The following is a 16313-nucleotide window of genomic DNA, read 5'->3' on the forward strand; positions in this document are numbered from 1 at the left end:
TAAAATGCAGCAAATAGCACATATGATGACTTGGCCTTAGCAAGTTGCAAGCTGTATGTGCCCCAATACTGTATCTGTCAACGGTCCTCTTGTACGTTCAAGAGGACCGTTTTTATTTTTCCGGAACAGGAGGCTTTGTGTATGGATACGGCATTCATGAGAAAAGCATTTGCTTTGATTGCAAAAGGATTGGTTGAGAAGGAGCAGCTTTTACAAAAAGAGCCCGCTCGATATCCTTACAGCAAAGCGCTGCAACACGGAATCAACATGTTTTTAGCGGCAGGCGTTCAAAGCGGCGCTGTGCGGGATATGGCGCGATATGCGGATGAGACCTCTTTCCTTGGGCATTTTATCACCAAGCCGATTTGTGAGTGGTTCGCTGAATGGGATCCGCATACAATTGCTTCTTTGAATTTGCAGGAGGAACCTTTTTATAATTACGGGGCCTTTGCGTATCAACGAAGCGGAAATTTGTTCAGCCCCAGTTCTGACTGTTATGAGTATCTTGAATCCCAGGACAGTGACATTATGGATGGAACGGATGAACGGGTCCTTTATGAGAAGATCAAGGCTTTGGGGCAGGAAACTTACACGCGGCTCAGAAGATACATCATAGAACACCCGATCATTTCAATCGAGGAAAGACGATCCATGTCGCTGGAATTGGCCGATACTCCGGATGCGAAAGAGGCGTTCCAATTTGCCTATGAAGAGGTTTTGGAGGATAGCTATCGGTGCCCCTGCTGCGGCTGGACCATGACTCGCGGGAAGTACGGATATCTCTGTCATTCCTCCCACTGCGCAGATGTAATTCCCGATCTGACCGATGAGATGAAGCTGGATGCTTCCGGCGGCGGGCTTTACCGCTTGAAAAAAGGCATCATGCGATACTTTGCGGCTCCCGGCAAATTGGAGATTGCTATCGCGGCATTCTGTGAAAAGAAAAAAATGCACTGGGAGCTGTGGCCTCAGATGGACCAATACGATGTGAAAGTACAGTTCTCTGACAGAGCGATTTGGGAAATTGACGCGAAAGCATACCGAAACCCGATTGCACTGCGAACGAAAATTCTGAATGACAGCGAATTTCCGACGGGGGATTATGAAAGAGGATATTATGTGGTCCCCGACGAATACACGAAAACCCAAAATAATTACACCGCGATCGTCAACCGTGCGCTGGAAAACCGAAAAAATGTGACGTGTGTAACGTGGAAGACATTGAAACGTGAAATCAACAAAAGGGAGGCTGCGTGCCATGAAGAACAACAATAAGGATGCCTGGTATGCGCCTCTTTCCGCGCAGTTTCAGCGCATTGAAGGCGCAATGCCGCTGCCGCGTTTTGCGGCCATCGAGGCGGTTCTGTATCTCTTGCATTTGGCCGCACCGGATGCCGATCCGGCAAAAGCCTACCTTTTGTTCACGCAATACCAACTGATCGGAGCAACGCGATGCTCCCCCTTGGAACACACGCTTCAGCAGGCGCGATTCAGACTGGGGTATTACCGCTCTCAAAAGTATTGGCAGGATGATTTGAGAGTATATCGAGATTCGCGTTACGACGCGGTTCGTGCGTTTTTCATTCGGGAAGCGGACGGAAAACGCTCTTTTTCGAAAATATCCGAGCCATATCCCTATCCGTACGAAGAGCGCGAAAAGGAATGGGCGCGCTTTTGGCCGGAGAATGTTGAAAACGCGAAGACGCCCCTTTACGCAGGGAATGGCACCTACCGCTATATCTACAATCTGGAAAGCGGAGAGGCTGAAACGGTTCATGTCAAACTGGACGGTGAGAACACCGGTACGGCATGGGCGGCTTCGGCGGGGAAAAACAGCAGGGCGCCCATTACCATTTCCATCAGCGAGCTGCTGAGCACTGCGGAAAGGATGGCTGAAATCCGTCCGGGGGACCCCTGCCACACCATCCTTAAAACAAATGTCTTGAAGAAAATCAACGGTTCTGCCGTTCAGCCTTGCTCAGAGTTTGCGATCCACGATGTGGTCAACATGGTGGGTATGGTAGGCGCCGGCAAGTCAACATTGATCAAGGTCCTGTCCTTCTGGTGCCATCAGCATGGACTGCGAATGGCTGTGGTGGTTGACACGGTTGCTGAAACACTGAGCTTGCAGAAATATCTGTCCGATCTCGGTGTTGCGGCAAGTCCGTTGATCGGCCGCAGCGAAAGGCTGAAATACATCAATCAGGTCTCACAGCCCGACGAAATCTGTTTGCCCGCAGCATATTCCCAATACTTGACGCCTGCTTGCCTTATTGATGGAATGGACGAGCAGCACGACGCAGCGATCGTTTTCGGAAAAGAGCCATGTTACTCTCTCAAAAAGGGGGACCGGTATTTTCTTTGCCCTTATTTTGAGCAGTGCTCCGGAACGAAAATGCTTCGAGAGTGCTATTCCGCTTCTGTGGTAGTTACAACGGTTGCGGGCTTTGCGGCATCGCGGGTGGGTCAGGCGAGAGAGACCTTTTTGGAATTGGTGATGCTAGATTTCGATCTGGTTGTGTTTGATGAGAGCGACAGAGTTCAGAAAACGCTGGATCATTTTTTTATGCCAGAGACCGGTTTCAATGACTACATTCGGGAGTGCGCTGAAGATTGCAGCGCATACATGAAATTGAGCAGCAAACATCGGGAGGAGAACCTGGCTGTTCAGCGATATGATGAAATGCAGCGCCAAAGTGTGACTGTGCTGAGCTGTATTGTGAAGTCTCTGCACCATGAGCTGGGGACATGGAGAAAAATCGCGTATGGGGATCCCTTCTCGGCACTCACACTGTTAGAGGATTTATACCAAACAGAAACGGAATTCAAGATCCCGCATGCCGTCTATCGGGAAATCTATGACCTGATCGATATGCAAGACGAGGAGAAAATACGGCAGAGCACCTTGTGGGCGGTGCTGGAGAGTTCCTGCAAAAGTACAGACGAGTTTTTCTTTGATCGGATGTATCGTTTGTGGTTGGCAGAGCTTGGAGCGTCTTTTCCCCGGCCAGAAAAAAATAAAGCGAGAAAGATACAGGACGCCCGCATCAAATTGATTTTGCGGTTGATTTACTTCGACCACTTTATCCGAGGATTGAGCGATGCATATGAAGCCAGCCATGAAACTTCCTATGGACAGAATGAGCTGTTTGGCTTTCTGCAAACCCGCTTCCGTCAGCAACAGCATTACCTTCCTTCGGCATTATGCGGCAATCTGTTTGGCCTGAAAAAAACGGATGAGGAAGACATCATTCTGTTCCGCCAATTTGCCTTCGGAAGAAGTCTGATGAAGGATCTGCCTTATTTGAGGACGGACGACCAGGGGAATCCCGCCGGCCCCCATGTGATCCTCTTGTCCGGTTCCAGCTGGGCTGAAGGGTCTTATGAGTATCACATCAATCGTCCGGTAAAGTACATTTTAGAGGCAGACGCTGAAAAACGGGCGTTTTTGGAAAAAACACGCTTTTTTGAGTCCGGTTTCCTTGAACGCGTTTCCGGCTCCGGAGACGATCAGCGGATGGCACAATTGCGCGCAGCAACACAAAAGACTGTCGATTTGATCATCCGTGAATATGAGCGCAAAGCAGGGAAGATCTTGCTGGTCGTGAACAGCTATGCGCAGGCACAGGAAGTGCAGCAGACGCTGGACACCGCCTTGCGAAAGGTGAATTGTTCGGCTCGCACTTGCAGGATGATCGCCGATGCCATCAATGCGCCCAGCAGCGAAAATACCGTCCGGCGTGGAGAAGTCAGCCGTTTCGCACAAATGAATGCAGAGATTCTGATTGCGCCGGCAATGGCCATTGAACGTGGACACAACATCGTGGATGAGCACGGACATTCTGCGCTTTCAGCTGTTTTTTTCATGGTTCGCCCCATGGCGGTTCCGGATGATATTCAGCAGAAGGGCAGTAAGCTGAATGGACTTGCGGAGTCCCGTTGCAAACGGGAACCGCAGGAATCCTTGTTTGCATACAACGCGAGAATCCGCCAGTTTGCCGCACAGCAATGGAACAAAATGAGCAAGACCAAGTCATTTGGCATTGCGGAACTGAGTGCAGACGAAAGAAAAGACGTGGTCGCGACCCTTTTCGTATTGATTTTGCAGATTTTCGGTCGTTTGGCACGCGTGACAGACGTGACCAAACCCGCTCCGCATGTCTACTTTATCGATGGCGCATTTCGCTGCCGGCCCGAAAAGTCCGGTGATTTTGACTGCCTTTCTGAATTGGGTCAGTACCTGGAAAAGCTGATGACGCAGGAAGAAAGTGCAGAAATCGCAAAAACACTCTATGCACCCTTCTATCAATCTTACAGAAAGGACATTCCTTATGAGCAATAAGATTTACCCCCTGGCGTACACCATCGCTCCGAATCAAAGCTGTACGCTTTATTACCTTGGGTTCCCGGAGCGCTGGAAAACGGTATTGCTGGACATTGCGCGCAAACACAACCCGCGGTTCAAGGATGAATACGGCCTTCCCACAAATTCGCTCAAAAAGCTGGTGGAAAGCTGGATGGATGGCGTGATTGCCTTGGCACCGCTGAAAAAAGACAGTGTGGATGACCACTGGCTTACTTCCTGCTCCGCTTATACCGAAAACGATCTTCGTGCCCTTTGTGAGCTGATCAAGGTTTGGATCAAGGGAACTTATGTTGTACCGCCACGCGTTTCTCCCCTGGTCAAAAAACTGGCCGCTGACTTTTGCGGGGAAATCAAGCCGGACGCATTTGCGGCGCTTCAAAGCAGCGCTGTGATCTGCCTTGCTTTTGAAAATGGTACCGTGAGTGAAGATGCGTATCAAGCGATTCCGCTTTTGGTCATCAATCACTTGCTGGGAAAGGAAGTCATGCTGCATGATCAACCGCTCCAGCTTTGTTATGCCGCAAAAAATCAGTTGATCAGCCACCCGCTGTCTGATCCGAAAAGCGGGCACCGGTATTCTTTTGTGTTCGATTTTTCAGTGCAGACCACTCCGCCAAAAAGAAAAGCCCTGCTTTTGTGCCAAATGAGTATTCGGCGCTGGATTCCCGGCTCTTCAAAAAAAGACCGTGCGCCATTTTTGAAAGAGAACATCAATGCCCATATCAAAGTTGGAGAAACTAAATATTGTCAGGTGCAGATCGAATACAATCACGCGGCTGCAAAGGTGGATTGGAAGGAACAGGATAAAGAGTGTTACAACATTTGGGGATATCAGCAGCTGCCTTCTGCTGAAGATGTTCTGATGGATCCGGAAGCAGATACTGTCCGCATTCTCCTCCCCTACAAAAACGGTATGCCGGGAATGGAGAAATCCAAAATCGGGACCGGCGTCCCGGTGCTAGACAAGGCGTGCTTGTATCGATCCATCTTTGGCTTGCTGCGAGAATGCAATGTGGTGTGTGAGCAGCCCGAGGCAAACCGCGTTTCCATGAAGGGACAAAAAATTCCGTGCCTTCATAACCCGCAAGAATATAACTGCCCTGAAGAATTCCGCCAATGGGTAAGTAAGTGTGCCGAAACGGATGAAATCAATTTTGAAATATACGGTCTGTGGAAAGATCCTGTGCAGGAGGAATTGCTGCAAAAGATCCAAGAAAAGATCGAGCAGGATTTTGGCCCAAACACACAGAATTCCTGCTTGCAAATACATTGTGTACCCAAAGAGGTTGGAAATCTGGCCGATGCCCTGCCGGATGATGAAAAGAACACGAAAATCCAATACAGCGATCGCATTATGAACACGATCGGCAAGACAGAGACCGTAACCGCGTGTATTTTTGTTTTGCCCGGCCAGGAGCAGTACACCGAAGGAGATCCGAAGCAAGTGCTCCGAAACGCATTTGCTCGAACCGGCCGAGTTGTGCAGTTCATCACACCAGAAGAGAATGGGAGGAACGACAAAATTCGAAGTGCGGTGTATGACCTCTACCGTCAACTGGGTGTTGTTGCTTTGCTGGATTCGGCGAAGGTGCTTCCTCCTCTGGCCAATACCCCTTGCGTTGGGATGCACCTTTGCACACAGGTTCACGGCATTGCAAACAGGGCGCGTTTTCTCCCCGTTTATGTCACCGTGAATATCCCCGAGGGAAAAACAAGAGTCCAGTGCGATGCTTTTTCGAAACGAGCTGTGTCGTATCGGGAAGCCTGCCTTGAAATGGCTAAGCTTTTCTGGGACGGAAATTTGGAGCAGCGCTGTGTTGAGGCAAGCCGCGTGCCAGCCAAGCAAAAACTGATCGAACTGAAAAATCAATTTTACTGCAAAGAGGATGGCGCTTTGCTGGTCGTGCGGTCAGATGGCACCACGCGCGCCGTGTGGGGTGGAATTTCCGACAAGGAAATCAGAGATTATGATGCAACGGAACCATACTGCCCCGCAGAAATCAATGTGGGAATACCGAAAAATCCGTATAAGATGCCTCTGCTCGGATCCGGGGTGAGAATTATGCGAATCCGAAGCAACCAGGAGGTTCCTGACTATTACACGGATCTCAGCCCAAAATCCACCGAAGAGCGGCTGCAGCACACTTCTTCCTCCGGAATATTCCGATACGATGATGTCTTTTGGGGAATTCATGCGAAACCGAATGATATTCAATACACTAACAGCTTCAAGGCTTCTAGAATCGATCATCCCCAGCAGCGATTTGCTGAAAAGGATATGATTGAGTTATACCCGCTGCAACTGCAGCCAGGTGACATAGCGGATAATTGGGTGTTCTACACCAATGCATTACGCCATGTTCCCATCCAATACAACCAATCGCTTGTTCTTCCTCTTCCGCTGCACCTGGCAGAAGGACTGGAAGAATACCTGTTTGACGCATAATAAGATGTATAACCGAATTGAACCTTTTCAGAGACTGGAATATAGAGTACGGGGCATCAAAATACATTGCTGTTATATTATTTGTAGCAACCCAAAAGGGCATCCGTTGAATAAATTGAAGATCGAGTATATGTAAATCGAAAAAGCCCACGGAACCGTGTAAGCAAACAGTTCCGTGGGCTTTTTTAATTGTGTCAGTCAAGAAATCAAAGAGCAAGAGAGGTCAACTTTTACTCAGCCTATTTTACGTAGGAATCAAGTTGCGCTATTGAATGTTATCAAGAATTTTCTGGACAGCATAAGGTTTGGCATGCTTGATATAAGCGTCACTTACATAAATGGTATCAGTAGCTTGCGGTTCAACCCACATTGCGGGATATACAACAACCTTTTTTGTGTTTCTTCGTCCAGTAGCAACAATTTCACCATTAGAAGTAATCTCGCAACCAGATTGCTTAAGAATATTTACCAAAGGCATTATCATCTTTATCTGTGTCTCTGGTTTGATTGGCGACGCATTTATCCCATCGACACCCCACTTAAGAAGTTGGAGCGCGGCGAAACGATCAAGCATACCATGGACATATTGATTCCTGTAATACTTTAGACATTTAGAGCACGCCGATCCGCAATTGCAAGCACTTAGAAGGTCTTTCATATCAGTGAGCAGTTCAACAATCGCATCAGCCACACTGACAGCATAACCAGCGCCACTTGACAGGCTATCATAAAGATAAATATCAACATAAGAGGCTTCAGAACCAGTTCTAAGACGATAACCAGTAACGAGTTCGGTAAATTCAACATCAAGCTTTTTGCTTGCCACAAGTCGCAGTGCTTCAGCTAGGGATTGCGCTGCTCGATTAAGCCATGGATTGTCGTTTCTTCTGACATCAATGATCCTATCGTCAATTGTGAATTCGAGAACTAACATATCAGTTATAAAGTCATAGCCAAGATTCACATTAAAACAGTTGCGGTGGAGACATTTACTTCGAGCATACTTCGACTTGTAAGGTCTGTTAATATCGTTTAGAACAGAAACATCATCACCCGGCATAGCAGCTCCACAGTCCTTGCAGACCATAAAACCTTTGTCATCCGATCCTTTGTTCAGCATGATAATGCGTTGGTTTGTTCGTGAAGCAATCCGTATGTTTTTACAGCCTGTGACAAGTTTCATTTCTTCAGCCTCGGGTAGAGTTGAATAAAGAGGCTGCTGTACAGCAGTGTATTCTTCTGACAGCTGAACATCTGGTATCGATTCGGCATTTCTTGGTGCAAAGCCCCATGGACGCATCATTTCACGGGCGATTTTCAAATCACTATTTCCACAAAACGGGCAACTCTTGGTTTCATCCTCCCTTAAGCCGAACCAACCACACTCAGAACAAGAGATTATCTCCTTCACATAATTCGGATCTTCTGTATAAGCACGTGCCGGAGTCAGCGATTGACCGTGGCGGCGCTCGCTTCCAGGATAGTAGAATCCGCCAATCTGATAGGTCTGCTTATCAACAACGATTGCTCTACCAGGGGTATATTCTCCAATAGCAATATCCAGGCCACGGTCAACTTCGTAAAGAATTTTTCCGTATATATCCGGTATGTAAGTGCTTACGACATTTTTGGGGAAAGAATATGTCGGGATAATTCCTTCTTCATAGAGAGCATCCAGAAGAATCTTTGCCTCACCCTCCTTAGCCCCTTCTTCTACTCCAAAAAGTTCGGGATGTGTCTGACATTTTTCTCTAAGTGTATCGAAAGATTTTTTCAGCGCATTCTCAAACACTGAATAGTGAAACGGTATCCCGACGGGCAGAAGCAGCTTGTCTTTATCAGCGTTGTAAGTAGCAAGATAGTGCTTAAAATCATCAAGAAAGTCGTTCAGAAAAACTGCAGCTGAAACTGTGTCAAGACTCGTATGCTTTTCCAAAAGAAATTCTTGGAGAATAACCATAGCAAGATGACGCTGGAGAAGTTTTTCGCTTCTTACATCAATCCAAGGCTTGCGAGGATCACCGCGGAACATAGGGATTGGATCATTGAAGTACAGTGTATCATGCGGACCATCTTCACAGAAGGTAACGATAGTAGACAAACTAGATCCACGCCGACCTGCACGACCAGCTCGCTGCTGGTAATTTTCACGCATGGGAGGAATATTGCGCAAGCCGACCGCAACCAGAGAGCCAATATCGATACCAACTTCCATTGTGGTTGTACTGCTAAGGATATCAACAGGTATCTCACCATCTTGGATTAAATCTTGGAAGCGCAATTCATACTGTTCGGTTTTACTCCAAAGATCATGACGTTGGTCTTTATGTGAGAGCTGAGCAGTGTGTTCCTCGGTGTCAATTACATGAATCGGCTCGCCTTGAAGCGCATCAGCTACCGGTTTTCTCCAGAAACCAAGTGCCTCATATTCGCCAGATTTCATCTCATGGATATGAGAAGATCCACAGCTTGGACATTTACCTTTCAGTGTAAAAGGAGTCAATTCAGAGCATTGTTCACATTTATACCATACATGAGAAGTATCAAAACGTGGCTTTACTCGAGACAGGTCAATATACAATTTCCCATTATCAGGCTGCACTGAATCAAGAAATTCTTCCTTTAACACTCGTTTCCACGCCATCTCGGTTTTATTCCCGTCATGCCATTCCATGATTTCACGAATGGTTTTTGAGAATCCCCAATCCTTATCAAGTCCGTAACCACTGTAATTAGGGCGGACTTTCAACCGAATTGTGTCACTAATTGTATGGCCGATGGCTGTAGACATATCGCAAATTGATAGTATCCAAGCATTAAAAAAATCAATAAACTCCTCATCAGTAACTGTCACATTGTTCTCTTCGAGTGCATCTACCGCATCAAAAAGAGCTTGATCTGTAGGTTCAATCCAGCTTGTGGCCGAGTCATACAAGGTATTATAGCCACCAGCAAACAAACGCAGGAGATGCTCTTGCATCTGAACGGGAGCGTTTGCAATCGTGAATCTTGGGGTATACTCTCGCCCTCGTTTTACACAGCGATTGTAGTTGTTCAGTGCAGCAGTGCAATCTTCAGCAAATTTTATCCGCTCAGGCGCATGAAAAATCTGCACATGATGCTGACCAGCGGCAAGGCAAAAATAATCATACAGCGAATTCATCGACTGCTCAACCGTTTGTTCTTCCATCATTTTGATGGCGATTGCAAATAATTGCCTTGCAGCAGATATGTCCGAAGCCTCTGACATATCTCGAGCTAGCTTTGCTGCTCGCTGACGACTGTCCGAAAACAGCAAAACTTTGCGCCCTTCGTTAGGAAAACGATTCGGATCACTGTCCTTCCCTGGTACAGCGGGTTGCAGTTGAAACTGTGCTTTGATTAGGTTGAAGAAAGACTGGTTGCCTCGTGTATTAAACGAAGTGAGCTGTGATGTGGAAAGCTGATGTCTGCAATGCGGACAAGTCGGGAATGTAATAATCTGCGGTCTACCTTTTGCAGAGTAGTTGCAATAGTACAGTTTTCTAATCCATGGTTTTCCAGCGGATGCGTCATCTATGAAGTTAATAAATTCGCTTTTAATATCAAGATAACAGGGACGTATAGCATTTTTACCCTGTTTTGCAGGGAGCTCAAAATCGTCAGTTGGAATGAACAGATGTATTTCTTTCATCCTGCGATCCATCAACTGACCGGGATAATGCCACAGATATACATTTCCATGGAGCCCAGAGTCATCTTCAAGAACATAGCCTTTGAAGAACAGCGCACCACAACGCCGATCATTATAAAGTTCGTATACCACACTACCACAATGTGGACAAATCAAATTACCATCCGATAAGTAGATTTCTCCTAAATTGAGTCCACCTTCCGAGTGAGAGCAACTACAATTGGTGTTGGTACAGGCATATACCCCCGAAATACCTTTGAAGAGCATGTGCATACGTGCAGGGAAAAGGACAGAGCCTTTAGCGTTTTTTGCAAGCGGTGCAATTGCCAAAAGGACACTAACCGCCTTGAGCGCATCCTCTGTATTGAGCTCAGGAAAGATATAAGAAGAAAGTTCTCCAAGTGATACTGCATTTCCGCGGCAATACTTTATAAGCTCGTGGAACGGACGGTAATAGACAAGGTTTTCGTACATCCAGTTGTATATTGATCCCAAGGATGTAATGCTAGGATCAAATCCGTCTAAGTGCCTCCAGAATGACAAAAGCGCAGAAAGTTTCACTTCATCCCTGTCTTCAAATTGACCAGGATCTGAGTTTAATAGGAGCTCGGTGGGAATATCATATTTCAGCTGTCCGTCAATTACCTCCCGCGCACCCGTCAAGTAACAGAAACGAGTTGCTGTGTCAGAAGCGGTAAGTTCATTTGCAAACTTCATTACGGAATCAACGTCTTGCTGATTTTTGTTAGGCATACTTGCGGTAGTAAGTATAAATTGTACACGATCACGACTGATACCGAGCTTATGGAACAGTCTGCGAATCAGTAATGCCACTTCGCCACCGGATGAACCACGGTACATATGAGCTTCATCTATAACGAACAATAATTTATTCTCGCTGTTTGAAGCCAGCCATTCGCGTGTATCATCCCAGATCTTTTGTTCTCTAGGACGCAATAGCATGTATTCCAACATAGAATAGTTTGTAATGAGAATATCCGGGCAGAATTGCTGCATTTCAAATCGTGTTATCAGCTCTGCATCATCATCGTTTGGAATATGCTTACTCTCATGCAGACCTTGAAGGAACTGATTCATATCTGCCTTTGCAGGTATCTTTCCTTCTTTGAGAAGACGATTGAAGAATTCTTTCTCAGAATCATTTTGCGGGAAAGACATCCTTGCTAAGGTTCTTTCAAGTTTTCTGTCCTGGTCTGTGGAAGGTTGAGTTCCAGGGTATGGAGTCCTGCCAGTATACATTCCAAACTGAGGACGACGTACTCCGGTACCGCAGGTATTTCGGAAGATTTTGATAAACTTGTTGTCAGGATCTCCAATCATTCTTCTGAGTCGGCTAACCTGGTCTGAAACCAAGGCGTTCATCGGGTACATAATAATTGTACGAACACCTCGTTTTGCCCATGATTCCCTGGAATTTCTTGCTTCAGCTGCCATCTTTGCAAGAAGTGGCCACATAAAACACTCAGTTTTACCGGAACCAGTACCAGTCGAAACAAACAAGTTTTATCCTCTGGCGGCAGCTTCAAGTGCCGATATCTGGTGAGCGAATGGAGAAGGGAATACTCCTATACCAGCCTTTGCTAACTGCAAGAAATACTCTTTCATCCAATCTTCAAGGGATGCTGTTTCAATGCCGTTTTGTACCGTAACATATGCCGGAGAGGATTCAATAAAAGGTCTTTGATAAAGCAATCCCTCATCATCAATATGAATCATTTCTGCCCAATACTGGATTTTGAAATGAGCAAAACTGGCACACAGGTTAATGAATTTTTGAGTAACTTCAAAACCGTCTTCAACGACTAAGTGTTGTACCGAGTATTTTTCAAGCCAGGATTTCAAAGATTTTGGAGAAACAAATTTGACGAACATATCTAAGTCCACTTCGCCAATTGGGTAATTTCGTATTTCCTTATGAGTAACGATTTTCCAAATATCTGCCGCTCTATTTTCGGGAGAATAAGAACAGAGTATTGCCCTTAGGTAATAACTTAAATATTCTTTTGGCTCCAAGAAATAGTCAAGTGGGATGCTATTTTCTTTGAAAAAGAAATAGTAGTCGTAAGCATATGATTTTAACTCCCATATGCCAATGTACGAATGATCAAAATAGGTTGTTCTATTATTAAATGCATATCTGTCTTCATGCTTTTTGAGAATTCCTTCCATTTTTTGCGTGTTTTTAGCGGAAGACTCAAAAAGCATCCTCAGAAAAGATACTGCATTCTTGTATCGTTCGGGCGGGGATATATTAAAGGCCCGCCGAAGCTCCAAAGTTGTATTCTCTTGCGGTCCAAAATAAGAGAGTGTTGCAATCCTTGCTCTCATCTTATATAGCAAAATAGAGACATAGTCGGCAGGTGGATTTTGTTCTGCGTCAGAAGCAACCAACATCTCGATGTGATTTTTTCCCTTTCCGAGCAAACGACCATAATATATTTTCTTAGCTAAATCTTTGCTATTCTCAAGTTCGGAATTCAGTGAAACGTAGTCGTTATTAAGATAAAGTTGAAAAAGAGTATCTACAGGCTCATATGCATTTGGAACAGGGAACGGTGAATGATCCTTGTAGAATTAAACTGCGGAAACCCCTGCACGCTTAAAAATTTCAGCTACACCAGACGAGCTGTCGGCTAATAGTTTTTGTATGCAGTTATACCAAGTTTTATCGTAAAAAATAAGTTCTGTATCTAAAAATTTTGTCTGACCAAGTGGTTGTACTGCAATGAGATCTTGATAAGAAATCTTAGAATATGATTTTAATAGCTGATACTTTTCAACAATTCGATTTTCAAGTGAAATGTGCTCATACGTAATTTGAGGATTTGTTATGCAGCGAAGAAATGTAAATAGCCTTCGCCCAGTACTATTGGTAATGGAGGAAGGAATGGCTGCTTTTTCTTCTAAATCAGTAGGCAAAGAACTGAGGTCAACAACATAAATGTTTCGGCTTTCTAAACGTGTATCTTCAAATGGCACGGCAGGTTTTGAGGTAATCCAAAAATTAGCCGGACGCTTCTCGACACCATGAAGTTCCCTAAAATAATTAATCCATCCAATGATTAAATTAAGGTTGTTATCGTTTAGGGAGTAACCAAGGAAAATGAATGTATGATTAACAAGAAGCGATTTAATGAATGTGCAAATCAAAGGATGTTCTTGCTCGTATTTAATATAATCGCTTTCTTTGAGTACAATTGTGTCCGGGTTCCCGAGGTCGCCATGCATTTTGATAATATAACGATCATTTGCCTCTGCAAGTAAATCACTATCGCGAGTTACAACAGTATATAGCAGGGAATTCACCGATTGGGACTTCTCGATGAGGGGGTCATAATTTGTTGTAATAATATGGCGGGGAAAGATGGAAAATATTTCATCATCAATTGAATTTGGGTCTTTATCGCAATGCAATGTGCTTTGGATTAAGCCAAAATAATTGGCATGATTTTCGGAGAGGTCTTGCTGATAGTAATACTCAGGGATGCGAAGGAACTCCTCTTGGGTATATTCGTATCGGTCTTTGCAATCCGACTTTGGGCAATCGGCAACTTTTTTCTGGCATGTATCACATCGGCTATAACCAAGTTCATCTGCGAACTTCCTAATCAATTCATACCATGATGGAACCCCGGAGTTTTTTGAAACTCCCGCCCCCACAAAAATGACCAATCGGTCATCCTCTTGGGCTTTCTGTATCTCCTTTATAGCGGTTACCCAGTCCATAACAAATTCCTCATTTATAAAGCATTCATGTTAATTATCTGCTATCAAGATCCAAGAACAACAAAAGCCGCATGGGAATACACCCACACGGCTGCCTTGGTGGCACAAAGGCTCACTGTAGAATTATTATAAAGGATAAGACTGGAAAACTCAAGAATTTGTCGTATCCGCAGCGAGAAAACAGCAGTCTCACCAGTTAGGGATGGGTTAGGGATTTAGCGGTTTCAGTTGCTATCCTTGCTCATGCTCCCGCCGCTTTTCCGCCCCTAAAACCACCGCAAAACAGCAATCATCAAAACCGCAAAAAACAAACCAAAAACGCAGAAAAACCGCCTGTTTAGGCGGTTTTTCTAAGAAAGGTGGTCGGAGTGCGGGGACTCGAACCCCGGGCCTCCTGCTCCCAAAAATATGTCCGTCCTTTCAAATAGAGCTTTTGTACCCTGTTTAACGCTTTCCTATGCTCCGCCAGTTCCTCTTTAAAACTCTTCTGCCCTGCTTGTTTCAAGGAATTCTTTCGTCTTTTGGGATTTGTGTGGGATTGGATTCTGTGTATTAAAAGATGTTCCGCCCAGTTTGAGGAGGGCAATAACAGGACGAATCATCTCAGAGCAGAGGCGCAGGAAATGCGCCGCATAAACAAAGAAATACCCTGGGCTGCGGGCTTTTATAACACGGAATAATTTTCTTATCAAATGAATGTGTTTTGACAAGAATGACAAGAATGATTATAATGACAACTAAGAAAAGGAGGTACTGTGTATGGCATTTGTTGAGAGTGAAGTTGTTGAACTGAAAGCAGAGGTCGTGGGAGATATCTGCAAAGAAGTCATTGCCTTTGCCAACACAAAAGGCGGTACGCTGTATATTGGTGTCAGCGACGATGGAAGTGTTGTGGGAGTCAAAAACGCCGACCAAGTCATTTTGCAGCTGAACAATATGATTCGAGATTCCATCAAGCCTGATGTGACCATGTTTGTGGGCTACGAAACCCAACATGTCGGCGACAAGGATATCATTGCTGTGACCATTCAAAAAGGGACCGACCGGCCCTATTATCTGGGCAGTAAGGGGTTGAAACCCAGTGGGGTCTATGTCAGAAACGGCACATCTTCTGACCCGGCTACGGATACTGCGATCCGAAGAATGATCAAGGAAACTGATGGGGACAACTTCGAATCCATGCGTTCACTGGAACAGAATCTCAGCTTTGAAGCGGCAGAGAAGCAATTTGAAAAGCAGAACATCCCATTTGATACTGCAAAAATGCAGACCCTTGGAATGATTTCTGCGGATGGTATCTACTCCAATGTGGCGCTTCTCCTGTCCGATCAGTGTCCCAGCACCATCAAGGCGGCAACCTTCTCTGGGGAAGATAAAGGAAGCTTTCAGGACAGAAGAGAATTTGGCGGTTCGCTGTTTCGGCAAATGGAGGAACTGTACAGTTATCTGGATCTGCGCAACCAGACAAAAGCAACATTTGATGGTCTATACCGAATCGACACACGGGATTATCCGGAAGATGCGCTGCGGGAAGCGCTGCTGAACTCGCTGGTACATAGAGACTATTCCTTCCGTGCAAGCACCCTGGTCAGTGTATATGCCGACAGAATCGAATTTGTCTCTGTGGGTGGACTGCCCTCCGGCATTGCACTGGACGACATCATGCTGGGACTCTCGGTTTGCCGAAACCCCAAGCTGGCAGCTATATTTTATCGTCTGCAGCTGATTGAGGCATACGGCACGGGTATGCCTAAAATCATGAGAGCCTACACGGAGACGGAATTGAAGCCAAAAATCGAGGTATCGAGCAACGCATTCAAAATCACGCTGCCAAACAGGAACGCCGGCACAAATCATACACAGACACCGGTTGGTACGCTCAAAAGTGAAGAGAAACGGATCTTGGATTTCATTGGTTCCAATGGTCATATCGTGCGCAGTGATGTGGACCAGCTGCTGGAGGTAAGCCAGGCCACAGCCAACCGGATTCTGAAACGCATGGTCGCCGAGGGCCTGATTTATCAGGATGGAAACGGCAGGAAAACAAAGTATAGACGGAAGTAACTGCTGGTGTGGAGGGG

At 45.7% G+C, this 16313-nt stretch carries 7 protein-coding genes; 4 read left to right on the forward strand and 3 right to left on the reverse strand.

The genetic code is table 11. From position 1 onward, the window contains the following. Nucleotides 1–141 precede the first annotated feature (141 nt). The 3 genes from B5E65_RS02060 to B5E65_RS02070 are packed head-to-tail and all read left to right on the forward strand — an operon-like array spanning nucleotide 142 to nucleotide 6812. The gene (locus tag B5E65_RS02060; RefSeq protein WP_087170122.1) at nucleotides 142–1275 is read left to right on the forward strand and encodes a restriction endonuclease-related protein; all 1134 of its coding nucleotides are present in this window, start codon (nucleotides 142–144) and stop codon (nucleotides 1273–1275) included. After that, nucleotides 1259–4342, forward strand: a complete 3084-nt coding sequence (locus B5E65_RS02065; RefSeq protein WP_087170123.1) for a pPIWI_RE_Z domain-containing protein — start codon at nucleotides 1259–1261, stop codon at nucleotides 4340–4342. Before B5E65_RS02060 ends, B5E65_RS02065 begins: the two co-directional genes overlap by 17 nt. Continuing rightward, a complete protein-coding gene (locus B5E65_RS02070) occupies nucleotides 4332–6812 on the forward strand; it encodes a pPIWI_RE module domain-containing protein (protein WP_158098489.1) in 2481 nt (826 codons plus the stop codon). The genes B5E65_RS02065 and B5E65_RS02070 overlap by 11 nt, the downstream gene beginning before the upstream one ends. 265 nt (nucleotides 6813–7077) lie before the next feature. On the opposite strand, the gene B5E65_RS02075 is transcribed toward B5E65_RS02070, so the two are convergent. The 3 genes from B5E65_RS02075 to B5E65_RS02085 all read right to left on the reverse strand — a co-directional run bounded on the left by B5E65_RS02075 (nucleotide 7078) and on the right by B5E65_RS02085 (nucleotide 14232). After that, nucleotides 7078–12006 (reverse strand): DEAD/DEAH box helicase, encoded by a 4929-nt coding sequence (locus tag B5E65_RS02075; protein WP_143402949.1) that lies wholly within the window; start codon nucleotides 12004–12006, stop codon nucleotides 7078–7080. A 3-nt stretch (nucleotides 12007–12009) separates the two neighbouring features. After that, nucleotides 12010–12900, reverse strand: a complete 891-nt coding sequence (locus tag B5E65_RS02080) for a hypothetical protein (protein WP_143402950.1) — start codon at nucleotides 12898–12900, stop codon at nucleotides 12010–12012. A gap of 180 nt (nucleotides 12901–13080) precedes the next feature. Beyond that, nucleotides 13081–14232, reverse strand: a complete 1152-nt coding sequence (locus B5E65_RS02085) for an SIR2 family protein (protein ID WP_087170127.1) — start codon at nucleotides 14230–14232, stop codon at nucleotides 13081–13083. Between the two features lie 759 nt (nucleotides 14233–14991). Between B5E65_RS02085 and B5E65_RS02090 the strand changes: the two genes are divergently transcribed. Beyond that, nucleotides 14992–16296 (forward strand): RNA-binding domain-containing protein, encoded by a 1305-nt coding sequence (locus tag B5E65_RS02090; protein WP_087170128.1) that lies wholly within the window; start codon nucleotides 14992–14994, stop codon nucleotides 16294–16296. The last annotated feature ends 17 nt before the right edge of the window (nucleotides 16297–16313 follow it).

The organism is Gemmiger sp. An120, from assembly GCF_002160955.1.
GTDB lineage: Bacteria > Bacillota > Clostridia > Oscillospirales > Ruminococcaceae > Gemmiger_A > Gemmiger_A avium.